The following is a 23898-nucleotide window of genomic DNA, read 5'->3' on the forward strand; positions in this document are numbered from 1 at the left end:
ACTCTCGCTCACTGTTCGCTCTCGCTCGGCCGGTCGCCGGCCCATGCTGCTCGAAGAATTGTGGTTACCGCCTCGCGGGTGACGGGGCGGGGGTTTCCGTAGGAGCGGCTCGTCGCTTCCTCGGCGATCCGGTCGATGTCGCTCTCCTGCATGCCCAGTTCGGCCAGGGATCGGGGCGCGTCGAGGGTCCGGCACAGGTCCCACAGCCGTCGGGCCGGGTCCGCGGTTCCGGGAAGCGCCCGTGACAGAGCTGCCACCGCCTCCGGTGCGTGCGACTGGTTGAATGCCAACACGTGCGGTAGCACCACCGTATGAGTCGGGGCGTGCGGCAGATTCAGCGTTCCGCCCAGCGCATGACAGAGCTTGTGATGCAAGGACATCGTCGTAGCACCGAGCGTCGCTCCGCACAGCCAGGCTCCGTACAAGGCGTCACTGCGCCCCTGCGAGTCGGACGGGTCGGCGACGATCACCGGGAGTGCCGACGCGAGTGCTCGCACCCCGTCCTCCGCCATCAGTGCGATGATCGGGCTGATGTCGGGTGCGTACAGCGCTTCCACCGCATGTGCGACGGCGTTGATGCCGCTGGTCACCGACAGCCCCACCGGAAGGCCCGTCGTCAGCTCGGGGTCGTAGAGGACGCTGCGCGGCAATACCGCTGTGTCGCGGCCGGTTTCCTTGCGTCCGTCGGTCGTCATGCCCCACACCGGCGTCATCTCCGACCCGGCATAGGTGGTGGGCACGGCCACGATGGGTAAGCGGTGCTTCAGTGCGATGGCCTTCCCCAGCCCGATTGCCGATCCTCCGCCGACGGTCACGCATCCGTCGGCCCCCAGCGAGACGGCCTCCGCGCTGGCTCGGGCGGCCAGGTCGGCGGGAACGTGCATCACGGCGTCCGAACGAATTCCCACACAACGATCCCCGAGGATGGATGCCACTCGGTCTGCGATGCTCTTCTGGCTCGGGGAGCACAGCACCAGTACCCGGCGGAGTCCGAGGTGATCGAGTTCGTCGGCCACGCTCTCCAGAGAACCGGTGCCGAATTTCACCCGCATCGGGTTGGCCTCGTAGGCGAAGGCACGGATCATCGCGACAGCACCGCGGTCAGAGCCTCGCGAAGCGCGCCTTCGAGATCGTCGATCAATTCATCGGCGCGCCAACAGATGTGCTTGTCGGGGCGCACGAGTAGCGCACCGCTCTCGGATACCTCGCGCAGCCTGGCCCAGTCGAAGTACAGATCGGTCACCTCGCGCCCCGGTCCGATGACAACGGTCTCGAGCGGCACACCGAGTTCCTCGGCGACCCTGTCCGCAGCCGACTCCCACGCCGAGCCGGCGACTCCGGTGATGAGCGTGAAGCGTTCGTAGGGCGCAAGATCGAGCATCGCCCGCTTGTGCAGATGATCACCCACCCATGCGTGCGGAAGGTGGGATCCGGGCAGGGTGGACACCTGGTAGTACAGATCGCTGTCTCGTGTCGGTTCCGGTAGCGCACCGTCCGGCACTATTGCCGAGGATGTGTAGAACTGACCCAATTCCACTCCGTGGGCATTGAATTCGTAGTTCTTGGTCTCCATGGCAGCAGCGAGTGCCGCGCGCTTGGCAGCGCCGGCAGGTGTGTTCGCCTTGCGTTCTTCTATTCGTTCGATCATCTCTGCTTCGGTCTTCGCATCCGTGACGCCGAGAGCCTCGAACAGGCCCGCGAATTCACGACTGGAGCGATTGGCACGCTCGACGATCCGCTTCGCCACCGGAGCCCGCTCCGCACTGTAGGTATCGAGCAAGGACTCACCGGCACTGCCTTTCAGCACCGCGGCGAGCTTCCACGCCAGATTGTAGGAGTCCTGGATCGAGGTATTGGAGCCGAGTCCGTTGCTCGGCGGATGACGGTGGACCGCGTCACCGGCACAGAACACGCGCCCCTTCTGCAGATGCGTGGCGTGGGCTTCGTTGTTGCCCCACAGTGAGGTTCCCGTGATCTCGACATGAAGATCCGGCATGCCCAACAGGTTCCGGACGATCTGGACGGCGGCGGCCTCGTCCACCACCGGCGGCGGCACGGCGATGTCGAACCCCCACACCACGAGCCACTCGTTCCAGGGCCGAACCATACGCACCAACCCGGCACCGATACCGCCGACATTCGATCCAGGCTGAATCACCCAGTACAGCACCGACGGTCGATGTCCGACGTATTCTGCGATGTCCGCCTTGAACGTGATGTTCATCGACCCGGCGATGTCCATCGCGCCCTCGAACGGAAGGTCGATGTCGGCCGCCACTTTCGAGCGAGCGCCGTCCGCGCCGATGAGGTACTTGGCACGGATCGTGTACCGGTGTCCGGTCAGTCGATCCATCACCGACACACTGACCCCGTCGTCGTCCTGCACGTGTGAGAGGTATTCGGTCGAGAACTGGGTCTGAGTTCCTCGCATCGTCGCATTCTTGACGAGGATCGGCTCGAGGTAGGTCTGCGGGATGTCGACGGTCAAGCACGGCGACGCGAGCTGGTAGTCCGCTTCACGGTCGGCACCGGTTCCCCACGTACGAATCCGGCCGATCTCCTCGCCCGCGATGGACGTGCAGAACACCGTGTCGCCGACGAGTTCGTGTGCGGTCGCGTCGGCGAGCACCTGCTCGGCAATTCCCACGTCCCGAAAGATCTCCATCGTCCGTTGGTTGGTGATGTGTGCGCGGGGAGTGTTGGCCGTCCAGCGGTACTTCGTGATCATGATGTTGGGGATGCCGAGGGTGGACAGCAGCAGGGCCGCCGATCCGCCCGCCGGCCCCGATCCGACGATGAGCACGTCGGTTTCCACCACCGAGGAATCGGGCAGTGCGGTTGCTTTCTGACCGTCGTCGAACACCGGCATGGGATCACCCTTCGTCGTGCCCGACTCTCGTCTCGGGACCTGAGATCGAGTGTCCTGCATCACTCCGCGGTGTTGTCGGCAATCGTGCCGAGCTCGGCGCAAACCGACACACATGGCCGATTTCGTGAGTGTCACCCTGCCGATCGCATGATCACCGCGTCGCGTCGGACATCGGTTGCACGGTGGCCGAATCGGGCCACGAACGAACTCGAGAAGTACGTGGCGGAGGAGAACCCGCACGATCGAGCGATGTCCGCAATGGTCACCGGCGCATCGGAGGGTGCGGTGAGCTGGGCGTGGGCACGTGCGAGCCGCCGCTCGAGGATGTACTTGGGCACGCTGATGCCGTCGTCGGCGAACACCCGCGACAGGTGCCGGGCACTGATCCCCACCGCGCGTGCCACCTGCGCGGCAGACAGCGATGCGTCGGGCAGGCGTTGCTCGATGAACGAACGCGCCGCCGCTCGATGCGCCGAGTTCACATTCGCGCGGGCACCGGTGGTCAGCACCGAGACTAGTTCGAGGATCGCGCGCTCGTCCGGCGGAGCCGCGTCGCGACCGGTTGCCCTTCCCACTTGCCGAGCGAGTGCCGCCGCGTACACATTGCCGCTCGGGGAGAAGTCGAACATCCTGGGGCCCACGAGAGGCGCCGCATCCGAAACGTCCGCGAACAGCGAGCGGGGCATCTTCACCACCAGCTCCTCGAGCCCGTGGGAGAAGCCCCGCATGAAGGCTGTGTCGGCGTCGAGCAACAACCCTTGACCCGGGCCGACGGCACGAATGCCGTCCTCCGAGTAGAAGAATGCATCGCCGACGAGGCTGAAGTACAGCATCACCGAGTCCGACGGGTGTTGCCGAATCAACTCCGCGTCTCGTTCCACCACGTGCGAAGTTCCGACGACGCGCGCCAGGTCCATCGATCCGAGTCGTAGATTCGTTCCGGTGGCTTCGAGCTGCTTCACCTCCAGCATGCGGCAGCGCAGCCCGATCAGAACGTCCGCATTGTGCCCCTCCCAGCGTTCGATCCGTTCCTCGTGTGGCAGATCGAGGGTGGAGAATTCGACGGGAGCAGGCATGGACTCGATTGTCCTCCGCCTCTCCCGATCGCGTCTGCGATTTGCGGTCGAGGGGATGTCAGCGCCCACAATTCGCGGGCAGAGGCGGAATCCCGTCGTTGGAGACGAATAGTGGGCGGTGAGGTCAGTCGACGTCGATACGACTGCGTGGTGGGCCAGTGGGGGCGCTTCTTCCTCCCTCGCGCAGTGCGACCAAAGTCCATCCCGCTCCCGCCAACGACAAGGCCAATACAGCTCCAATTGCGATCATGTGACAACAATGGACTGCAATCTGCGTGAATAGTGCAGTCCAGTGTGCAACAGTGGACTGCATGGACTCGTACGACGCCACCGCGATCTCGGCCCCGGAGTTGGCAGCACGAATCGGCCCGTCGACCCTGCGGAACGGATCCGGCGCTCCGCTCTACCTCGAGATCGCCGACGAGTTGCGGCGGTTGATCGAGAACGGCGAGGTATCTGCTCTGACGCGGTTGCCCGCCGAGCGGGCGCTGTCGATCAGCCTGGACGTCAGTCGGGTGACGATCGCATCGGCGTACCGGCATCTGCGCGAAGGCGGCTGGATCAGTGCCCAACGCGGCTCGGGCACATACGTTTCGCCGGCTGGATCCTTGCCGTCCTGGGGCTCCCTCGCCGGCGACCGTGATGCTGCGACACTGGAATTCGTCAACGCGTCACCCTCGGCCTCTCCCCTCTTGGGCGATGCGTACGGCGTTGCGGCCGAAAGGATTCGAGACCGTTTCGCCTCGGGTGGTTACGCCCCGTCGGGCCTGTTCGAGCTCCGCGAATCCGTTGCCGCGTATTACCGTGGGCGCGGAGTACCGACCACTGCCGACAACATTCTCGTCACCTCCGGTGCCACCGACGCCATCCATGCAGTGTTGGCAACATTCACCGAGCCGGGTGCCCGAGTGCTCGTCGAGCACCCGACATATCCGGGTGTCGTCGAACTCGTCCACTCCCTCGGTGGCCGATGCATACCAGTGCCCATCGACCCGGACGACACCGACGAGTTCGTGCCGGCCGCAGACCGCGCCGCACGGCAGAGCGCGCCGACGCTGGCGTATTTCATGCCCGACTTCTCCAATCCGTCGGGCGCTCGACTCCCCCTCGGCACTCGCCGGCAGTTGTCCGCGACCATGCACCGTCACGCAGTACTGACCATCGTCGACGAGGTGGCGGCCGATCTGTCCCTCGACGGAGTACCCGATATCGAACCCTTCGGCGCAGCCACCCCGGACGTCGCGACGGTGACGATCGGTTCCACGAGCAAGACAGTGTGGGGCGGTCTGCGAGTCGGCTGGGTTCGCGCCGAGGCAGATCTGCTGGCGAGAATCGCCGCAACCTATGCGCGACGCCAACTTTCGACGTCCATTCTCGATCAACTCGCTGCGGTCGAACTGATGGGCAGGTACGACGAGGTACGCCGGGTGCGCGCCGACACGTCGAGAGTTGCACGTGATCACACCGTAGCTTTGATGCGAGATCGATTGCCTGATTGGCACTTTCGCGTCCCGGATGGAGGCCTGGCCTTGTGGTGTTCCTTACCCGACGGCATCCGATCCACTGCACTGGTCGCCGAAGCCCACTCTCACGGATTGCTGCTGGCACCGGGATTGCGATTCGGCACGGGATACGCCTTCGACGATCATCAGCGTATTCCCTTCACCCGTTCACTGCCCGAAATCAGCGCAGCCGTGGAGATTCTTGCTCGCCTGTCCTCGGGGATCGGCCCGGCCCCGGCCATAGCGTCGAGCACACCCGCAGCAGTGGTGTGAGACGCCGGCCGACCTCCAATGCTCGACGGCCTCAGCGAGCCGACTTCTTCTCGTAGATCGCCATCGACCAGATGTAACCGGCCACAGTGATCACTGCGCACCAGGCAAGTGCAAGTGGCAGATTCGTACCCAGCGGCTCCCCCGCCAACAGTCCTCGCAGGGTTTCGACGAACGGCGTGAACGGTTGGTAGTCAGCGAACCATCGCAGTCCCGACGGCATCGTGTCGGTCGGGACGAACCCGCTGCCCAGGAACGGCAGCAGCAGCAACAGCATCGGCAGGTTGCTCGCTGTCTCGACCGATTTCGACGCCATCCCCATCGCCACCGCGAGCCAGCTGATCGCGAAGGCGATGAGCAGCACCATTCCCAGAATCGAGAACCATTGCAGAGTATTGGCATTCGGTCGAAAGCCGATAGCAATTCCCACTGCCAGCACAACCACCACTCCGAGAACGGCTTGCACCGTATTGCCGAGAACGTGGCCTGCCAGAACCGCTGCTCGCGAAATAGCCATCGTCCGGAATCGCGCGGTGATTCCTTCGGTCATGTCCATCGCCACGGTGGTCGCAGTCCCACCGGCAGTCCCTGCGATGGTCATCGCAAGGATGCCAGGCATCACGTACGGCAGGTATGCAGAACGTCCGGCGGCTGGGTCCACACCGGGCAAACCTGCGCCGAGTGTTCCTCCGAATACGAAGACGAACAACATCAGGAACACCACCGGCGCGCCTATGACGAACATCGTCAAGCCCGGATACCGGCGGATGTGCAGAAGACTGCGGCGGAGCATGGTGATCGAGTCACTCATCGCGTATGTCGTTGCGTTCGTCATGATTCCACCTTGCTGTCGGTCCGCCCCGTCAAAGCCATGAACACGTCATCGAGGTCCGGGGTGTGGATGCTCACATCGTCGGCTGTCACGCCGGCTGCGCTCAGTCGATCCAGTACGCCCTGCAGGGTGCGGACGCTGCCGTCGGTCGGTACCGACAGCACAAGACTGTCGACGTCGACAGGCGCATTGCCGAATGCACGGCGAGCATCGTCCAGCGTTCCGATATCGGCGAAGCGCAGTCGAATGTGGCCGCCGGGCATGCGGCGCTTCAGCTCGTCCGGGGTACCGTCGGCGACGATCCGGCCGCCGTCGAGTACTGCGACACGATCTGCGAGTTCGTCTGCCTCGTCGAGATATTGGGTGGTGAGCAGCACTGTGGTGCCGTCCGACACGAGGGATCGCACGATGTCCCACATGGTGCGTCGGCTGCGTGGGTCGAGGCCGGTGGTCGGCTCGTCGAGAAAGATCACGCGTGGTGGGGCGACGAGGGTCATGGCGAGATCGAGACGTCGCCTCATGCCACCCGAGTACGTGGACAGTGGTTTTCGACCCGCCTCGACGAGGTCGAACTGTTCGAGCAAGTCGGCGACGCGCGGCTTGGATCGCTTCGGTCCCAGATGCCGGAGTCTCGCCATCAGCATCAGATTTTCCTCTCCGGTCAAGAGGTTGTCGACCGCCGAGAACTGACCGGTGAGACCGATCGCAGCGCGGACGCCACCGGGGTCGGTGACGACGTCACAACCTGCGACGGTGGCCGAACCGCTCTCCGGCCGAACGAGAGTCGACAGGACGTGAACGGTGGTCGTCTTGCCTGCCCCGTTCGAGCCGAGGAGCGCGGTGACGGTACCGGTGCCGACAGAGAGGTCGACGCCATCGAGTACACGTTTGTCGCCGTACGACTTTCGCAGTCCGCGGACGTGAATGGCAGATGTAGTCATGGGATGCCTGTTCTTCTCAGCTGTGCCGGATAGCAATGTCGCCGTATCGTGTTCGAGCGCGGATCGTGACACTTTCTTCCGTCTCGTCGGGTGCGCCTTCGGGAGTGAGTTCGTTGCGAACGTGCCCGTCCTTCGATGACAAGTCGAGCCATGCCGGCACGCCTCGCTGCACACCGACGGCGATCTGGCCGTATCCGCTCTCGACTTGGACTGCACCACTGCATACTTCGTGGAGCGTGATGCTGCCGTACGCGGTCTTCGCACTCACTGCGCCGAGTGACTTCTCGATATCGAGATCGCCGTAGGAGAGCTTGGCGTCGAGGTCGGTGCCGGATTCCCGCACCATGATCGAGCCGTGCGACGCCTTGAGCGTCGCATCGCCGACGACCGTTCCGACTCGAATCTGTCCATGATCGGCAGTGATGTCGATGTTGCCCAGCGCCGTAGTGACTGTCGCGTTACCGTGCCCGGCACGCACCCACAGATCCTCTGCCGAATCCAATTCGACCGGGCCCATCGAACTCTTGATGCGCACGGCACCGAGATCGCCCAGGGTCCGCAGACTTCCGGCCGCGAGTTCCGTGGTGAGTCGAGATCCCTGCGGCAGTTCGACTTTCACCTCTATGGACTCGGTCGGCCCAAAGAAGCTGATGCGCGCCTTGGGGCCGATCACGGTGAGCCGTTCACCGTCGAACTCGACCTTGGTGTTCTCGGCCCCTCTGCGGTCCACGGCTTTGGACGGGTTGGTGGGCCGCACGGTGACGATGGTGTCGACACGTTCTGCCGCAACGACTTCGATGCTTCCGACCTGCAGATCGATGGCCAGGTCTATCGGCGTCGGGGTAGCGAATTCGGGCATGGCGATGCCTCCCTATGGGCATGGTTGTGAAACCCTGCTCGGTGCAGAGTTACTGAAAAGCTGTGGTGGTTCGGAGGTTCAGCGGGCCCAGCCGGCGAAATTGTCGCCGGTACGCACCGTTCGCTGCGCAGCGCGGCGTTGTTTGGGTTGAAGAGCAGCAGCAACGGCTCGCACCAACCAGGTGTTCACGGACATGCCGTCCGACGCCGCGGCCTCGTCCACCCGCGACTTGAGCGCATCCGGCAGTCGAAGAGTGGTGCGGGATGTGCTCGTATCGTCTAGTTCGATGGTCGGAGATGCGTGCCCGTCATCTTCTGGTTCCGCCACAGGTGCCGCCACGACGAATTCGATCTCACGTCCACGGAGCCTGATGTCCACGGAACCAGGGGCTAGGTCGCGGTTGATCTCGCCTACCGCGGCCGACAGCACGTCGAGCATCACCAGGCGCGTCGCCGCATCCATCCCGTCGACGAGTCGTTCAGCGGCGACACGAGTGTTCTCGTCTCCGGTCGCTGCCGATTCGACCAACCGACGTTGGAGATCGTTGACGTACTGCCCAAGTTCCATGGATCAACAATGACACCACCGTGGTGTCACGTCAAGCCCTGATGGTGTCACTGTCGCAGGCAGCGCTCATTGTCGCAGCCAGGAGCCACGTCGTACGTCCCGCGGCACTCAGGGTCGAAGAGCCTGCACGATGGCCGTGACACGCCGCTCGCGGGTGTCGTCGCGCTTGGCGTCGGCCACCGAGCGGGCATGCTCCTTACGCGTCGACGGTGCCAGCGCATCGAACGCCGCTCGGACGGCGGGATCCGCGTCCAGGGCTGCCGCCAACGCCGGCGGCACTTCCACCACCTGCGGTTGGTCGTCCAACTCGATGGTCACGTCGACGGTGTCGCCGGCCTCGACGCCCAATGTTGCGCGAACGCTCTTGTTGAGGCCGAGCAGATTCTCGCCGCCCATCCGGCCGATGCGACCACGCACCGTTTGTCCACCGATCGTGAACCGGACCGGCGGCGTCTTGGTGGAACCGAGGGACGCAACCTGCTCGTCACTGAGCACAATTGCTGCTGCTGGGCCTCGTGATTCGAGGACCGTGGACATGCGCAGAACGGTTGCTGCCATGCGAACAGGCTATCCGTCGAAGGTCGGTCAGGCCCCGGCTTCGACGATTCGCTTGATTGCCGCCAGCGTCCGAGGGATACCGTCGAGTGCCGCCTGGCTACGAGTCTCGATTTCCTGCTGCGCGTCGTCGCCGAACTTGCGGTGGAAGTGGGCAATTCCGTCGGGTAGAAAGTTCCAGTTCTCGGTCAGGCGGGTGCCACCGTCCACCGGCTCGAGGGTGTAGCCCCAGCGGACGAAATTGTCGCCCACCACCCAGGCGAACTCACGTCCGGGTTCGGCTGCAGCCACTGTCGACACCGTTTCCCACGTGCGGCCCGGCACCACGTTGCGCCCGGTGAACGTAGATCCGACACCACCGCCACCGGGCTCGTTCCACCAGCACTTCTGGCAGATCGGGCTCCATTCACCCGTACGGGTGACGTCGGAGACGACGGCGTACACATCGTCGACCGACGCAGCGACGGCAATGGATTCGGAGAACTCGAGTGCAGTCATCTCACCATTGTCCCTCGGCGGCCGACGCAGCTGTGAGCAGAGTCGCTGCCCACAGCAGAACAACTGGTGTGCAATCGAATTCGGATTCACACTCGACTCATGAGCGAAGCGCCTCGAATGTTCCCGCCCGAACTCCGCAACCAACTCCTCCGTCATCGAGTTCTCGTGCTCGACGGCGCACTCGACGACGACAACGGCACCGTCCTCACCACTCACCTGCTGACGTTGGCAGCCGAGAATTCCTCCGCCGACATTGCACTGTGGATTCACTCTCCGGGAGGTTCGGTTCCCGCAATGCTCGCCATCCGGGACGTGATGCACCTCGTGCCCTGCGACGTCTCGACCCTCGCGCTCGGATTGGCCTGCAGCGCTGGTCAATTCCTACTGTCGTCAGGAACGCGAGGAAAACGGTACGCCCTGCCTCATTCCCGGATCCTGATGCATCAAGGCTCCGCCGGCATAGGAGGGTCGGCCGTCGAAGTAGAAGTACAGGCCAACGATCTGAGGCACACCCGCGATACCGTTCTCGGTCTCATCGCCGACGACACGGGGCAAACACGTGAGCAGATCTTCGACGACTCTCTGCACGATCGCTGGTTCACCGCAGAGGCTGCCCGCGAGTACGGGTTCGTGGACGCGATCGTCGACTCGTTCGATCAGGTCATGCCTGCTCGACGGGTGTCCTTCGGAATGGAGATGGCCCGATGAGCACGTACACGATTCCCAATGTGATCACACGAGATTCCCGTGGAGAACGCGTCGTCGACGTCTATTCGCACCTGCTCAGTGAGCGCATCGTCTACCTCGGCACCGGGATCGATGCAGGTGTTGCGAACGCGATGATCGCGCAACTTCTGCACTTGGAGGCCGATTCCCCCGATCAGGAGATTTCGATGTACATCAACTGCGAGGGCGGTGACACGGCCGCCATGCTGGCCGTCTACGACACCATGCAGTTCATCGGATCACCGGTTGCCACAACATGTGTGGGCCAAGCCGTCGCAGCAGGTGCTGTGCTGCTCGCTGCCGGCGCACCAGGGCGACGCTCTGCGCTGACCCACAGCCGGGTGGTGTTGCATCAACCAGCTGCGCAGGGACGCGGCACCATTCCCGACCTGATTCTGGCTGCAGACGAGGTGGTCCGAGTCCGGGCCGAGATGGAATCGATCCTTGCAAGACACACGGGCCGCGACGCGGCGACACTGCGCCACGACACCGACCGGGATCTGGTGTTGACGGCCTACGCTGCCCGTGAATACGGCGTCGTCGACCAGGTTCTCGAGGGGCGTCAGGCAGCCATCAACGTCGCATCTCCTCGCGACAGGTCATGATGCGCAAGGCGTGAGATATCTGCCATCGACGTGCCCAATGCACCGACGACGGCCGCAAGGATCTCACTCGACGGGTCCTTGCGGCCACGCTCGACCTCCGACAAGTACTGCGGCGCAATGCCTGCGCGGGCAGCGGTCTCGGCCAGAGTGTCACCGCGAGCGTGTCTGCGCTCGCGTAGCCTTCGACCGACCACCTCGCGCCACAACGGTTCCACTACGCGCGCTGCTCGGCGCTCATCGATTCGTATGACCTCGCCCATGATCGGAGCCTAGGCCTCGATTCCATGAGGTGTCGGCGATTCTGCTCAGAGCAGAGAGTCCGGTTTGACGAACGTCTTCGCAAAACGCTTCTGCCAGGGCGTTTCCATGGCCCGTTGCGAGTAGTGTCGCCGGACGTAGTCGATCGCCGCATTGCCGGGCACACCGTCGAGCGCGACGAGGCACGCCAGTGCTGTGCCAGTTCTCCCCACCCCACCGGTGCACGCAATCTCGACCTTCTCGGTTGTAGAGCGGCGCAATGCTTCTCGTAGTACCACCGCGAGCTCCTTCGAGTCGGACGGGAGCCAGAAGTCGGGCCAACGAACCCATCGGCTGTCCCAGTCGAATCCACCAGGATCTCTGCCCTGCAGGTAGACCCCGAGAGCAGGCCGTGGGCCGCCCGGCATCGGATCGCGCAAGGCGCGGCCACGAACGAGACTGCCCGACGGCAACCGCAGCACGCCCCGGCTGTGTTGATCCCACATTCGGCGCGTCCTTCCCATGCCGTTCGCGACACCTGTTTCTGCCCAGCACCGATTATTGTGCCCCCATGCGCTCAGTTGTTCTTGCCTTCGCCGCACTAGGGCTCACGGTGGGTCTGCTTGCGTCCGTGTCCGGATGGGCCGGAACCCTGTACGTGGAACCCGGACAAATGAGCCGGGCCTACGCGACCACTGCTGATATCGCCGTGCAGGTTCGAGTCGGCCTGTTCCTCGACTGGTGGACAAAAGCGCAACCCATCGTCGGTGCCGTTGTCGGTGCCGCGTTCGGCTTCACTCTTTTCCGGTGCGGCTTCCGACTGACACGCGACGGAAGGCCTGGCTGAGCTGCGCGACCGATAGTCACTTACTCGCTTCAGGCTTCGTCCACTCGATCGTGTGCCGAAACCCTATGCGGTGTCGCATTACCGCGCCCGGGAGCCGCTTCTCCACCAAGTGACCGATCTCGTCGAAGCTCAGCACCGGCTCTTTGACCGGAAACGGTGGTGGCGGTGCTAAGACCGGACTCGGCCACGGGCGGTGCAGAAATCCGACCAATGGATTGGTGACGATCGAGACCGCATCCCACAGCAGATCTTCCGCGCTTCGTGGCGGCGCGAGCCCGACGATGAGTGCGCGTCCGCCCGGCGCGAGAATTCGTTCGACATGGCGTAATGCGTCGTCCATGTCGAGGTGATGCAGGACGGCGACCATGGTCACGAGATCGATCGAATCGTCTGCCCAGGAGTCGAGTTGGCTGTCTGTGATCGACACATTGTTCACGTCGGCAGAGGTGATCTCTGCGATTCGGCGCATCTCCCAATTGCGGTCCGCCCCCGCGACCTGATCGAAGTGTGGAGCCAATGCACGCACCAGACCGCCTCGGCCACAGCCCATGTCGAGTGCTCTACCGCGCCTGTCGGGCAGGTTCGCCAGAATCCAACTGTGAAAGTAGTCGTTGTGACTCCATGGGTGTCGCTCGTTCAGCTCGCGAAGCCACTGGGCTCCTCTGCCTCCGATAAGGGACGTTCCCATTCGTCTCAGCACCACGGAACCCAGTATCCACGAGGCGCGGCGACGCCGACTCGACCACACAGGTCAACCCAACCAAGCATCCAAGGCCTGTTTGACGAGCGATGGAGCTTCCAGCGGTGCCAGATGCCCCACGCCCGGAAGTGCGATCACCTTCGATCGACCCGGCAACAACTGCCGCAGTCGATATGCCTGGTCGACGGGAATCCACGGGTCCTGCTCGCCCCATCCGATGGACGTGTCGCAGCGGACTCGGGGAAGCGCGTCGACGATCGGTCGCGTGTCCTCGGGCCGCAGTTCGGCGATCTGTCGGTAGAAGGCTGGCTGACCCTCGTCGGAGTTCCAGGGTTCGGTCAACATCGCCACGGTGTCTCGGTGTAGTCGCTGATGTGATGCTCCTGCAATGTATTCGGAGACGAGTGCTGCGTGCAGGGGAGCCGGCAGCGCGGCGAAAACGTCGCTGTGGTCCGCGACGAGCTGGAAGAACGGAGATCCCCACGGGTCCAGGGTCACCACGTCCCACACGAACAAACTGCCGTAGTCGCGTCCGTGTGTCAGGTGGGTTCCCAGGGCGACTGCACCGCCGATATCGTGCGCGACGACGAAGGGTCGCTCCAACTTCCAATGGTCGAGCAACATCGCAAATCGCGACATCTGGGTGGCCAGGTCGGTCCGCACGTGAGATCCCCGTGCGGAGCGGCCGTATCCCGGCATGTCCCACAGGTAGACCCGATGTCCAGCGCCGAGGTGTCGAGCGGCCTCGATCCAGACCTGTGCCGACCAGGGGGTTCCATGGCAGAACACGACGTCGGCGGATGGCACGTCCACATCGGGAGTCAGCTCGTAGGTCGCTACCGAAGCGCCGCCCACGGACACGAAGATGGGCTCCGGTAGATCGAATCTGTCGATCGTCATGGCGATGAACGTAATACTTCAGGTCGACCTGAAGTCAACGTGAGAGCATCGGCAGGTGAAGATCGGAGAGGTTGCGCGGGAGCTCGACGTTCCGACCCATGTCTTGAGACATTGGGACGACGCCGGTGTCGTTGTGCCACAGCGCCTACCGTCGGGCCACCGCGACTACAGCGAGGAACATGTGCGACGACTGCGAGTGCTGCGTGCCTGTCAGGGCGTCGGGATCAGCTTGGCCGATATTCGCCTGATACTTCATCGAGACGAGCCCGAACGTACCGCAGTGATCGAAGAACAACTGGCTCGAATACGACGGCAACAAGCTCAACTCGACTACGCCGAGCGCTTCCTCGCGCACGTTGTCTCGTGCACACATGACCTGCTCACCCGATGTGCGCAGTGCAGCGAGTACTCGGCTACGCAGGTTCGATCGACGTGAGACGGTGACACAGTGACCGGCGCCGAATCTCTCTCGACAATGGGTCCGTCCATTCGAGCATGGGTGAGTCGACACCTGAACGCCGGTGAACGAATCATCGAATCCGAAACACTATCCGGCGGTATCACCGCAGACATCCGGAAGCTGACCATCGGGACGACAGATGGATTCAGTCGGAACCTGGTGTTGCGCACCTACACAGATCCAGCCAGCGTGCTACACGCCGAGGATTCATTGCGCCGGGAAAGCGCAGCCCTGACATTTCTTTCGGGCTCGGGCGTGCCGGTTCCCCAACTGGTGGCATTCGATCCCACCGCTGCCCATTGTGAGTACCCCTCACTCCTCATGACCCATCTGCCGGGTTCGACGGTTCTCACCGACGATGGCGTGCGCGAGCGGGTCGCCCTTCTTGCCCGGCAACTCGTCGAGATTCATGCGGTGAAGGCCGAACCCAGACCCCGTGAGTATCAGGCGATGACGACTGCAGATTCCGTCGTGGTGCCCGCCCGAGCAGGCGCGAAAGTGTGGGCCGCCGCGATAGACGTATTACGCAGGCCTGTGCCGACATACGACGGACGAGTTCTGCATCGAGACTTCCAACCTGGGAACGTCCTGTTCGACGTATCGCAGAACGCCACGCCTCGAATCACCGGAGTTGTCGACTGGGCGGGGGCATCGTGGGGTCCGACGGATCTCGACGTAGCGCATTGCTCGACCAATCTTGCTCTGCTGCACGGGCCACAGTGGGGACCGCAGTTCGCCTCTGCCTACGAAGATGCCGGCGGCGTTCTCTCCGAGAGCACACGATCGCGGCAGTACTGGCGCGTGCGCGACGCGCTGGCCTGTTCCGAGGAGGTGCAGTTGTGGGCTGCCCCGTGGCGCGAAGCGGGGCGCACCGACTTGACGCCAGGCGTCGTCGAGGATCGATTGGACGCGTACATCTCCATGTTGATGGACGCGCGTGGTCAGTGAGCTTCCAACACCTCCGCGAGTCTCTTCAGGTCTTCGGCGACCATGCCGAGATCGCGCTCGAATTCTTCGTCACTCAGTTCGATCTGGCGGACCGTGAACAGAATTTCCGCACCATTTGGATGGCTGAGTACCCGTACTGGGTTGTTCACTGTGGTGCCGGACGGCAACGTCACGTCATGGTCGAGGACGCCGAGGTCGTTGTGTGGCACAAAGCGGACTGTCACCCGCCCCATCGGCGATTCAGCGATCAGTCGATCACCGTCGATGGTCACGGGACTGTTCGCCAATCCTGCTGCCCATCTGGGTAAGTTCGCGGGATTCGCGGCGAACTCGTACACATCCTCGGGTGTGCGCCTTATGACTCGACTGACGTGTCGACTTGCGACTGCGGGTTCGTGGTTCATGCCAGTGACGCTACGTACGAGGAGCTTTCGCCGCGCGGGAATCGCGCCACCAGCATCTTCACCTGAGGAAGACCGGATCAGATCGGCGCATACGTCGGGAACGATCAACGACCGGTCACCCAGACGAGATTCCCGCTATCGACATCGGCGATGATCTGTTCGAGCCATTCAGCGTCGTGGGCGAGCTTCGAGCGCATGTAGTGGGCTTCGATCATGTGCAGCGGGGGAATGTCGGTCTTGCTCAGGGCGTCTTCCAGTCGGGCAACTGCGTCGCGGACCGCCGCGGCTCGCACCGACAACAACTCTCGGGCCTCCTGTTTGTCGAGTATGCCGACATACGCCAATGCAGTAGTGAAGGCGCGTCCTTCGATCAAATCCGAGTCCATAACCTGTCGAATCACGTTCTGCCTGAGCGCTTCTACGCCGTCGGGAGTTATTTCGACGATTGGAGGCGTTCGGGAGTCGTCGTTTCGAATCCAGCCTTCTGCTCGAAGCCGCTCGATCAGCGTGTACACGGTGCCGTTGCGCACGGTCATGTGCGCGTGACGAGACCTGAGCTCGGTAAAGATCGCATAGGAGTGCCGGGGTTCTTCGACAAGCAACCCAAGGATCGGAAGGACCAGTGGGTTCAGTAGAGCGTTGGTCGGCACAGATCAAGAATAGACACCATGACCGTATACGGCTACCGTTCCCGAAGAGTGACCGTATACGGCTAAGGGGAATCGATGATCTTCGGCATATGGCCCGGCGTGGCGAACGCAGATTTGGTGACGTTTCAGTCAGTCGACGCCCCGCCCGAGCGGGTGGACGAAACCCTGGTTGCGTTGACCGAATTGCAGGGACGTGCCGAGCAGTTCTACGTCAGATGCTTCCGCCATTTCGGCTCCGGCGTAGGAAATTTCGCGAATATCGAAGCGACCCCCGCGAACCCCGCCCAGTACGCAGGCAGTGGGCGACGAATCGACCTCGTCTGTAGCTACCAGTCCTCTGAACCGAACACCGAAGGGTTCGCGCGGTTCGTGCGGAAGGCGGTGAACGACGTGCACGGCTGGGGCGGTGGCAAGGTTCAGATCGGCGAGGAGCTGAATATGCCTGCACCCCTCGATGGCGGTAGCCCAGGCTGCTTCGAGGCCGTCTCCGCAGCAGTGGCAGCCGCTGTCGACGAGCGCGCGAGGACAGGCGCCGATGTGCTCATCGGCGTGAACGCAGCCGGGCTTGCCGATGAGGAGTTCTGGCATCGCCTTGCCGGCTCGCTGACTCCAGCCCTGGTCGCTCAGCTCGACTACCTGGGACTCGACTTCTTCCCCGATGTCTTCCATCCGGTTCCTCTGCACGAGATTTCGGACGCGACAACCTATCTCGTGCGCACAGCACGACACCGCGCTACTGTCGCCGGCTTCTCCCCTGTCCTCCCGTTTCATGTCACCGAAACCGGGTGGCCGACCGGAGCGGGCCGGGACGAAGCCACCCAAGCGCAGATTCTCGAACTGGTCGCCGAGGCAGTCGTCAACGCGAACTGCGATGTGACGGCCTACGAACTCTTCGGCCTGAGGGACATCGTCACCGACGACCGATGGCAGAACGAGTGGGGCGTACTTCGCGACGACTACACCAGAAAACCCGGGTTCGACGCACTCTGCCGCCTGTTCGCACGCCACCTTTGACGTGCGCCCCGGTCAAGGCCGGACCGCCGACAGAGACGTCGTCGAAACCTGTGCAGGCTGACTACATCAGGACCTGGCAACGCCACCCTCGATGGCACGCCTGATATCCCGCGCAACAGAATTCGCGCGGCTCCAATCCCATTGAAGGGCCCCGCCCTCGGTGGACCATTGCCAACCGTCGTCGAACTCTCTGTTCTCCGTGAGACTGTCTGCCAAATCTGTCAGCATGGCGCTGATGGACAGCCAACGCGGACCGCGTTCGTCCGATCCCGACTTGTCGAATTCGGAGACACATCCATACAGCTCGCCGGGACGGGTGTCGACGAACAAGAAGTTGCCGTCCATGCCTGCAAACGGGACGAATGCAGGAGCGAAGGTGAAGGCATTTTCCCCCGCAGAGGGCGGCACCGACAACCCACGTGCGCTCCACACGTCGGCCCAGATCTGAATCATCTCTGCTCGCTCCTCGACCATCGCGTCGAGACTCAGGAATTGGTAGCGCGGCAAGATCGCGACGAATGCGGGCCCCGAGGTATCGCCGTCGACCAGCTCGAAGAACTCGACCAGCTCCGCAGGCCACTTCTGCCCAGTCGCGGATATCGCCTGTTCGATCGATTCGGATTCGGCCCCCGAGATCGAGTTCTCCGGAAAACGCTCGTGCAGCCAGTCCGTGATGCGAGCCCACTGCTCCCGAACCGATCCCGGTCGCGTCGGATGCAGACTGCTCGACGGCATCGATCCACTGGCCCGCCGTCGGTTTTCCTCGTCGCGGATTCGTCGCTCTACGTCAGCTATGAGGTCCCCGCGAGTCTTCGAGGACTCACCGAATTCGGGTACTGGGACATGCGTCGCGCTCAATGTCGCCCAGACGGCGGCCTCCGGCCGCTCCGTGAGCGATGACAACGCGCTATCGACAACCTCTCCGAACGCGGCATCGTCGCCGTCGACATAACCGTCTCGAACCACGACCCTTGCCGCCGAATCGACCTGTGACATTGCCCAATAGACCATCAGCACAGCCTAAGTCCTGCCGAGTTCGCTGCTGGACCGGAGTTCGGACCGGGTCGACGGATGGACACCTCCGGAGGGATCCTGTCGACTGATCCTTGAACATGTTCAAAATAGGGGCTACCGTCCATTTTGAACACGTTCAGAATTGAGGCGAATCGATGGCTCGCACATCCGGCACCCGCGACAAGGTGGTCGAGGTAGCTCTACGCCTCTTTCGCGACGAAGGGTTTCACGCAACCACGATGCGTCGCATTGCCGACGAAGCGGGCGTCTCTCTCGGGAATGCCTACTACTACTTCGCAGGCAAGGATGAGCTTGTCAACGAGCTGTACATGGTGATTCAGCGCGATCATCGCGAGCGGGCGCTCAGCGTCCTCGTCGACGGCGGATCGCTGTCCGAAAATCTTGCCGCCGTACTGCATTCCGGCCTGGACGTGATGGAGCCCTATCACGCGTTCGGTGGATCCTTCCTGCATTTGGCGTTGCCGACGAGCACGAGTTCCAGTCCGTTCTCGGAAGAATCGTCCGACGCCCGATCCATGGCCATCGATCTCATGCGAACCACCCTGAGCGCGTCGAAACAGAAGGTTCCGGCGTCACTGAAAGACGCTCTCCCGACACTGCTCTGGATGATCTACATGGGAGTCACTCTGCACTGGGTGACCGACTCCTCGGACAACCAGCGGCGCACGCGCGTACTGGTCGACGGGCTCGTTCCCGTCGTATCCAAGGCCGTGCGCCTTGCTCGTCTCCCCGTGGCACGGGGGTTGGTCACCGACGTGGCCGGTCTCTTGAAACGAATGACCTCGTCGGAAGGGTTGGACCAGTGAACGATTCACCATCGAGTGTCGTCATCTGCGGTGCCTCCGGCTATATCGGCGGCTACCTGCGTCGCTACTACGAAGAACGCGATATCCAAGTCGAGACCATCGGCCGCGGAACATCCAACGACGCAACGTGGTCCGACCATCGCAGCATTGTCGAGGTTCTCGACGGTGCCGATCTGGTCGTCAATCTCGCAGGCCGCTCGGTGAGCTGTCGCTACAACACGAAAAACGCAGACGAGATCATGTCGTCGCGAATCCAGACGACCGCCCAACTCGGGCGTGCCCTGGCTCAGGCACAGAACCCACCCGAGTTGTGGGTCAACGCCAGCACCGGAACCATCTATCGAGATTCGCGTGATCGGCCGATGGACGAGCTGTCGGGTGAGCTGGGGTCGGGCTTCTCGGTCGAGGTAGCTCGCGCCTGGGAACGTGAATTGTTCGACGCTGATGTGGCAACTCGCAAAGTGGCGCTCCGAATGTCGATCGTATTGGGCGCAGGTGGCGGGGCCATCAATCCGATCATCGACCTGGCACGAGTCGGACTCGGCGGCACGATGGGCGACGGCGGCCAGATGTTCAGTTGGGTGCACGTCGCGGACGTTGCCCGTGTGCTCGATCATCTCTACGACAACCGAGGCATTTCCGGCCCTGTCAACGTCGCCACTCCGTTTCCGGTGACCAACGACGAGCTGATGCATCGGGTCAGGAACGCCATGGGCCGAAGCCGCGGACTGCCGACTCCGGCATGGCTGCTGCAATTCGGCGCTCGAGTGATTCGCACCGAGGCAGAGCTGGTCTTGAAGAGCCGATGGGTGGATCCATATGTGCTGACAGACAGCGGTTTCGAGTTTCGATATCCGACGCTGGACGACGCGCTGGCCGACATCGCATCCGAGACGCCCCGAGGGTTGCTCCCCGTCGCCCTGGGATGACGGGGAGCTCCTCGATCTCTACACCAGCGACGCAGACAACCCGCCATCGAGGATGTAGTGGCTACCGGTGATCCACGACGCCCGGTCCGAGGCGAGGAACAATGTCACCTCGGCGATGTCCTCGGGTGTTCCCAGTCGTCCCTGCTTCGCGGCGACCAGGTCACCGAATGGAATCTGTGTCGCGGCCTCGAAGTCCGGGACCAAGCGATCGACCATTGCGGTATCGGCGAATCCAGGGCACACCGCGTTCACTCGCACTCCCGATGCCCGCATCTCGATGGCCGCCACACGGGTGAGCTGAATGACCGCAGCCTTTGTGGCGCAATAGGAGCCGAGCAACGCTGTTCCGCCAACGCCGGCCAGCGACGCGATGTTGACGATGTTCCCCTTCGATTCGATCAGTGCGCCGATCGCGGCTTTCATCACCAGGAACGTGCCTTTGACGTTGACGGCGTAGATCTTGTCGAAGCTTTCTGTCGACTGCTGGAGCAGCGGTGACGATACTTCGATTCCCGCGTTGTTGACGACGATGTCGAGTCCACCCAAGATCTCGATGGCCTGGGCGACCGCGCTCTGAACTTGCCCCTCGTCGGACACATCACAGTTCGCTATGCCCGCAGCACCGATCTCCTGTGCCGTCTTTGCCGCTGCACCTTCGTCGATGTCGCTGACGACGACGCGTGCACCGCGCTCGATGAACATCGTGGAGATGGCTTTTCCGATGCCGGCTCCGGACCCGGTGACGAATACTCGCTTGCCCTCGAACTCGGTCATGGTGTGCTTCCCTTCGATAGTGAGTGAGACATGGTGCTGCGCACTTCGGTCTTGAGGATCTTTCCCACTTTCGAGCGGGGAAGGTCGGTCCATATCTGAATCTGTTTGGGTGTCTTGATGCTTCCGATCATTGCTTTCACGTGGGCGATCAGGTCCGTGTCGGTTGCATCCCGGCCAGGACGCAACAGCACTGCGGCGGTGACGCGTTCGCCCCACTTGTCGTCGGGCAGCCCAACGACGGCGCATTCCTTCACCGCCGGATGCGACAACAGAGCTTGCTCCACTTCGGCGGAGTAGACGTTGAACCCGCCGGTGATGATCATGTCCTTGGCACGATCGACGACGTACAGATAGCCGTCGTCGTCGAGATACCCGATGTCGCCGGTGTGGTGCCAGCCGTGTGCACCGACTTCGGCTGTCGCGTCCGGATTCTCGTGATAGCCCTCCATCACCAGAGGCCCGCGAACCACGATCTCGCCGCGCTCGCCGCGCTCGACCAGTCCACCGTCGTCGTTCATGATCGCCACCGTTGTCAGTGGAGTCGGCTTTCCTGCCGAACTCAGTCGCTCGGTGGCGACCGATCCGTCGCTACGGAAGTGGTCGGCCGGAGCGAGCGTGGCGATCATGTTCGGTGCCTCGGTCTGCCCGAACAGCTGTCCGAGAACCGGCCCGATTCGGGTCAGCGCCTCTTCCAGTCGTGTCGGAGACATCGGCGCGGCCCCGTACCAGAGGCACCGCAGCGACGACAGGTCCGTGATGTCCAGATCCGGATGATCGAGCACACCGTAGATCACGGTCGGCGGAAGAAACGCGTGGGTGATGCCGTGTTGCTCGATGAGGGAGAGGAACTTCCCGACGTCCGGCGCGCCCATGACAACCACATGTCCACCCAGACTGAGGATGGGGAACGTCAGCACTCCAGCAGAGTGAGTCAGTGGGGCGAGAGCCAGGTACCGAGGCCGATCGCCGAAGGGATAGCTCATGAGTGCGGTTGCCGTGGAGGTCATCATGTTCTCCTCGGTCAATCTCACTCCCTTGGGCTTTCCTGTTGTGCCACCTGTGCCGGCGATCATGCACACGCCGTCCGCCGGCCGCCTGTCGATCACGGAATCGGAACCGTGTTCGACGAGCCATCGCTCGTAAGAGAGCGCTCCTGGCACGTCGCCGTCCAGACAGACGAGCCATTCCAGCCGAGGGAGTTTTTCGCGAATGCGACCGACCAGGTCCGCAAAGGCTTTCTGGAAGAACAGGAATCGACAACCGAACAGGTCGAACAGTTGCCGATTCTCGTCCGCTTCGTTGCGTGGATTGATCGGGCACCACACTGCCCCTGCTCGCGAGATCGCGAATACACAGGTCAGCGCCAGCGGGTCGTTGGCGGAGAGCACGGCAACCCGATCGCCTGCCTCGATTCCGTTGTGCTGCAACGCAGCGGCGATGGACACCGTGTCGTCGTACACCTGGCCGTAGTTTCGAGTGGAGTCACCGATCGTGAGACAGGGCGCATCTCGGCCCAGCGACACCCCTTTGTCGAGGTAGTCCGACAACCGCATCGGCCCATTCCTCAGCTGTGCGCGGTGACGATGGGCTCGAGCACCAGTCCGAAGGCGCGAAGGACGCCGAGCAGTTCCCGATGCCCGAATGCCTGGCAGCTGGACGCGAATCCGACCTTCTTCGGCGGCCCCTGCAGCAGATGCGCCGCGGCGAAGGCGTTGAGCAGCGCGGTCTGCTTGTAGTTGCAGTTGCCGTGAATCACCGTGTGCACGCGCCCGAGGGGTCCCGACGCGTACACCGAGTCCAGCGAGGTATTGATCCGCGGATTCTCCCGGGGTGGCGTCTCGCTTCGTACGGAGGCAGATACCGTGTCGATGATCTGGTACTTCTCCGCATCGGACTTGCCCTCCATCTGAGCCATTGCGGCAGAGATGATTTGGGGTACCGCCAGCATGAGGGGTTTGTTGATGACGCCGCCGAGGGCCCGGGCGTTCGCTACTCGCGGATCGTTCTTGAACCACACCGGATGGGATGTTCCGCCCCAGGGAAGCGCCAGGCCCAGGTCGTGCTGGCCGGGCACCACCACCTGCATGACTCCGTCGTCCGGCCATTCGACGTACTCGTTCTGCTCGAGATAGTAGGCCTTGGAGAACGCGGCGTTCGTGAGAATCGTATTGGTCGAGGCGACTGTCGGATGCCCCTTCCAGAAGACCTCGATGTCGAGGGTGTCCAGGCCCGGTGTCTCGAGGCAGATGTTCGCGGCAATCTCACCGATGCTGTACATCTGTGCCAAACCTGGTGTGAGCACCAGGTTTCGGGAGGCGAACTCGGCACCGTATTTGGTTTCGGCGTCGATCATCCAGTCCTGTTCACCGGTGGTGTCGGTGTAGTGCGCGCCGATCTCGAGGCAGGCCTGCGCCACCTCGTGCCCGAATCGAGAGAACGGCCCGACCGTGTTGAGGACGATCTCGGCACCACGAAACGCCTCGGCCAGGGCCGCAGCGGTGTGCTCGACCTCGACGACGTCGTGTTCGACGGTCTCGATGCCGGGCACCGCGTCGAGAATGCCTTTGACGCGGCCTTCGTCGCGCCCGGCGGCCAGGAAGGGAATGTTGTACTCACGCAGGTACTCACAGATGAGTCTGCCGGTATAACCCGATGCACCGTAGACGACGACGCGCTTGTCCGTTGGCATGGAAAGTCCTCTCGTGGACGGCCCGTCCGCAGGGCGGACCGAGTTGGGTTGCGAGTTGGAGCACCGGAGGGGACGAATGTTCATCCACCGCTCCGGCATGTGCTGTGGGTCACAGTAGGCTAGAATTTGAACAGACGTCAAGCTTTTTCTTGACAACTGTCCAGGCAGCGCGAAATGCGGTGGTTCGCAACTTCGCCGTCGGGCA

General features: G+C 62.9%; 28 protein-coding genes. 9 read left to right on the plus strand and 19 right to left on the minus strand.

What is annotated here, in order from left to right; all coding sequences use genetic code 11:
• Nucleotides 1-8: 8 nt before the first annotated feature.
• The 3 genes from O4220_RS05470 to O4220_RS05480 form a co-directional block, all read right to left on the minus strand.
• On the minus strand, nt 9-1085 hold the full coding sequence (locus tag O4220_RS05470; RefSeq protein WP_269602628.1) for a maleylacetate reductase: 1077 nt from the start codon (nt 1083-1085) through the stop codon (nt 9-11).
• A complete protein-coding gene (locus O4220_RS05475; protein WP_269602629.1) occupies nt 1082-2869 on the minus strand; it encodes an FAD-dependent oxidoreductase in 1788 nt (595 codons plus the stop codon). The genes O4220_RS05470 and O4220_RS05475 overlap by 4 nt, the downstream gene beginning before the upstream one ends.
• Nucleotides 2870-3000: 131 nt before the next feature.
• A complete protein-coding gene (locus O4220_RS05480) occupies nt 3001-3945 on the minus strand; it encodes a helix-turn-helix domain-containing protein (protein ID WP_269602630.1) in 945 nt (314 codons plus the stop codon).
• A 311-nt stretch (nt 3946-4256) separates the two neighbouring features.
• On the opposite strand from O4220_RS05480, the gene O4220_RS05485 reads away from it, so the two are divergent.
• Nucleotides 4257-5720 carry a PLP-dependent aminotransferase family protein gene (locus tag O4220_RS05485; protein ID WP_269602631.1) on the plus strand — a complete coding sequence of 488 codons (1464 nt, stop codon included), beginning with the start codon at nt 4257-4259 and terminating at the stop codon, nt 5718-5720.
• 31 nt (nt 5721-5751) lie between these two features.
• Here the strand turns inward: O4220_RS05485 and O4220_RS05490 are convergent, their stop codons facing one another.
• The 6 genes from O4220_RS05490 to O4220_RS05515 form a co-directional block, all read right to left on the minus strand.
• The gene (locus O4220_RS05490) at nt 5752-6552 is read right to left on the minus strand and encodes an ABC transporter permease (protein WP_269602632.1); all 801 of its coding nucleotides are present in this window, start codon (nt 6550-6552) and stop codon (nt 5752-5754) included.
• The gene (locus O4220_RS05495; RefSeq protein ID WP_269602633.1) at nt 6549-7490 is read right to left on the minus strand and encodes an ATP-binding cassette domain-containing protein; all 942 of its coding nucleotides are present in this window, start codon (nt 7488-7490) and stop codon (nt 6549-6551) included. The genes O4220_RS05490 and O4220_RS05495 overlap by 4 nt, the downstream gene beginning before the upstream one ends.
• A 16-nt stretch (nt 7491-7506) precedes the next feature.
• A complete protein-coding gene (locus tag O4220_RS05500; RefSeq protein WP_269602634.1) occupies nt 7507-8349 on the minus strand; it encodes a DUF4097 family beta strand repeat-containing protein in 843 nt (280 codons plus the stop codon).
• A gap of 78 nt (nt 8350-8427) precedes the next feature.
• The gene (locus O4220_RS05505) at nt 8428-8916 is read right to left on the minus strand and encodes a histidine kinase (protein WP_269602635.1); all 489 of its coding nucleotides are present in this window, start codon (nt 8914-8916) and stop codon (nt 8428-8430) included.
• A 108-nt stretch (nt 8917-9024) separates the two neighbouring features.
• On the minus strand, nt 9025-9474 hold the full coding sequence (locus O4220_RS05510) for a YdeI/OmpD-associated family protein (RefSeq protein WP_269602636.1): 450 nt from the start codon (nt 9472-9474) through the stop codon (nt 9025-9027).
• A 27-nt stretch (nt 9475-9501) separates the two neighbouring features.
• The gene (locus O4220_RS05515) at nt 9502-9969 is read right to left on the minus strand and encodes an SRPBCC family protein (RefSeq protein WP_269602637.1); all 468 of its coding nucleotides are present in this window, start codon (nt 9967-9969) and stop codon (nt 9502-9504) included.
• A 99-nt stretch (nt 9970-10068) separates the two neighbouring features.
• Between O4220_RS05515 and O4220_RS05520 the strand changes: the two genes are divergently transcribed.
• A complete protein-coding gene (locus O4220_RS05520; protein WP_269602638.1) occupies nt 10069-10677 on the plus strand; it encodes a ClpP family protease in 609 nt (202 codons plus the stop codon).
• On the plus strand, nt 10674-11300 hold the full coding sequence (locus O4220_RS05525; protein ID WP_269602640.1) for a ClpP family protease: 627 nt from the start codon (nt 10674-10676) through the stop codon (nt 11298-11300). The genes O4220_RS05520 and O4220_RS05525 overlap by 4 nt, the downstream gene beginning before the upstream one ends.
• On the opposite strand, the gene O4220_RS05530 is transcribed toward O4220_RS05525, so the two are convergent.
• Entirely contained in the window at nt 11258-11560 is a 303-nt protein-coding gene (locus tag O4220_RS05530) for a helix-turn-helix domain-containing protein (protein WP_269602642.1), read from the minus strand. The genes O4220_RS05525 and O4220_RS05530 overlap by 43 nt on opposite strands.
• Nucleotides 11561-11605: 45 nt before the next feature.
• Nucleotides 11606-12043 (minus strand): protein-tyrosine phosphatase family protein, encoded by a 438-nt coding sequence (locus tag O4220_RS05535; RefSeq protein WP_269602644.1) that lies wholly within the window; start codon nt 12041-12043, stop codon nt 11606-11608.
• Nucleotides 12044-12108: 65 nt separating this feature from the next.
• Here O4220_RS05535 and O4220_RS05540 point away from each other — a divergent pair, with 65 nt between their 5' ends.
• Nucleotides 12109-12384 carry a hypothetical protein gene (locus O4220_RS05540; protein WP_269602646.1) on the plus strand — a complete coding sequence of 92 codons (276 nt, stop codon included), beginning with the start codon at nt 12109-12111 and terminating at the stop codon, nt 12382-12384.
• 16 nt (nt 12385-12400) lie between these two features.
• Here O4220_RS05540 and O4220_RS05545 read toward each other — a convergent pair whose 3' ends face one another.
• Nucleotides 12401-13072 (minus strand): class I SAM-dependent methyltransferase, encoded by a 672-nt coding sequence (locus O4220_RS05545; RefSeq protein ID WP_269602648.1) that lies wholly within the window; start codon nt 13070-13072, stop codon nt 12401-12403.
• A gap of 63 nt (nt 13073-13135) precedes the next feature.
• Nucleotides 13136-13984 (minus strand): alpha/beta fold hydrolase, encoded by an 849-nt coding sequence (locus O4220_RS05550; RefSeq protein ID WP_269602650.1) that lies wholly within the window; start codon nt 13982-13984, stop codon nt 13136-13138.
• A 55-nt stretch (nt 13985-14039) separates the two neighbouring features.
• Between O4220_RS05550 and O4220_RS05555 the strand changes: the two genes are divergently transcribed.
• Nucleotides 14040-14420 (plus strand): MerR family transcriptional regulator, encoded by a 381-nt coding sequence (locus O4220_RS05555; protein ID WP_269602651.1) that lies wholly within the window; start codon nt 14040-14042, stop codon nt 14418-14420.
• Between the two features lie 12 nt (nt 14421-14432).
• Nucleotides 14433-15392, plus strand: coding sequence for a phosphotransferase family protein (locus O4220_RS05560; protein ID WP_269602652.1), 960 nt, complete (start codon nt 14433-14435; stop codon nt 15390-15392).
• On the opposite strand, the gene O4220_RS05565 is transcribed toward O4220_RS05560, so the two are convergent.
• Nucleotides 15386-15796, minus strand: a complete 411-nt coding sequence (locus O4220_RS05565; protein WP_269602654.1) for an SRPBCC family protein — start codon at nt 15794-15796, stop codon at nt 15386-15388. The two genes, O4220_RS05560 and O4220_RS05565, sit on opposite strands and share 7 nt — an antisense overlap.
• Before the next feature lie 104 nt (nt 15797-15900).
• Entirely contained in the window at nt 15901-16446 is a 546-nt protein-coding gene (locus tag O4220_RS05570) for a PadR family transcriptional regulator (protein ID WP_269602655.1), read from the minus strand.
• A 75-nt stretch (nt 16447-16521) separates the two neighbouring features.
• Between O4220_RS05570 and O4220_RS05575 the strand changes: the two genes are divergently transcribed.
• Entirely contained in the window at nt 16522-17460 is a 939-nt protein-coding gene (locus tag O4220_RS05575; RefSeq protein ID WP_269602656.1) for a hypothetical protein, read from the plus strand.
• Between the two features lie 66 nt (nt 17461-17526).
• On the opposite strand, the gene O4220_RS05580 is transcribed toward O4220_RS05575, so the two are convergent.
• On the minus strand, nt 17527-18471 hold the full coding sequence (locus O4220_RS05580) for an SMI1/KNR4 family protein (protein WP_269602657.1): 945 nt from the start codon (nt 18469-18471) through the stop codon (nt 17527-17529).
• Nucleotides 18472-18629: 158 nt separating this feature from the next.
• On the opposite strand from O4220_RS05580, the gene O4220_RS05585 reads away from it, so the two are divergent.
• Both O4220_RS05585 and O4220_RS05590 read left to right on the plus strand, forming a co-directional pair.
• Nucleotides 18630-19301 carry a TetR/AcrR family transcriptional regulator gene (locus tag O4220_RS05585; RefSeq protein WP_269602659.1) on the plus strand — a complete coding sequence of 224 codons (672 nt, stop codon included), beginning with the start codon at nt 18630-18632 and terminating at the stop codon, nt 19299-19301.
• Nucleotides 19298-20230 (plus strand): TIGR01777 family oxidoreductase, encoded by a 933-nt coding sequence (locus O4220_RS05590; RefSeq protein ID WP_269602661.1) that lies wholly within the window; start codon nt 19298-19300, stop codon nt 20228-20230. Before O4220_RS05585 ends, O4220_RS05590 begins: the two co-directional genes overlap by 4 nt.
• Nucleotides 20231-20248: 18 nt before the next feature.
• On the opposite strand, the gene O4220_RS05595 is transcribed toward O4220_RS05590, so the two are convergent.
• The 3 genes from O4220_RS05595 to O4220_RS05605 are packed head-to-tail and all read right to left on the minus strand — an operon-like array spanning nt 20249 to nt 23693.
• Nucleotides 20249-21004: an SDR family NAD(P)-dependent oxidoreductase gene (locus tag O4220_RS05595; protein ID WP_269602662.1), complete on the minus strand. Its 756-nt coding sequence runs from the start codon at nt 21002-21004 to the stop codon at nt 20249-20251.
• Nucleotides 21001-22557, minus strand: coding sequence for an acyl-CoA synthetase (locus O4220_RS05600; protein WP_269602663.1), 1557 nt, complete (start codon nt 22555-22557; stop codon nt 21001-21003). The genes O4220_RS05595 and O4220_RS05600 overlap by 4 nt, the downstream gene beginning before the upstream one ends.
• Before the next feature lie 11 nt (nt 22558-22568).
• Entirely contained in the window at nt 22569-23693 is a 1125-nt protein-coding gene (locus O4220_RS05605) for a DUF5938 domain-containing protein (RefSeq protein ID WP_037172954.1), read from the minus strand.
• Nucleotides 23694-23898: the final 205 nt, after the last annotated feature.

The sequence above is a fragment of the Rhodococcus ruber genome, assembly GCF_027270735.1.
GTDB classification, from domain to species: Bacteria; Actinomycetota; Actinomycetes; order Mycobacteriales; family Mycobacteriaceae; genus Rhodococcoides; species Rhodococcoides rubrum_A.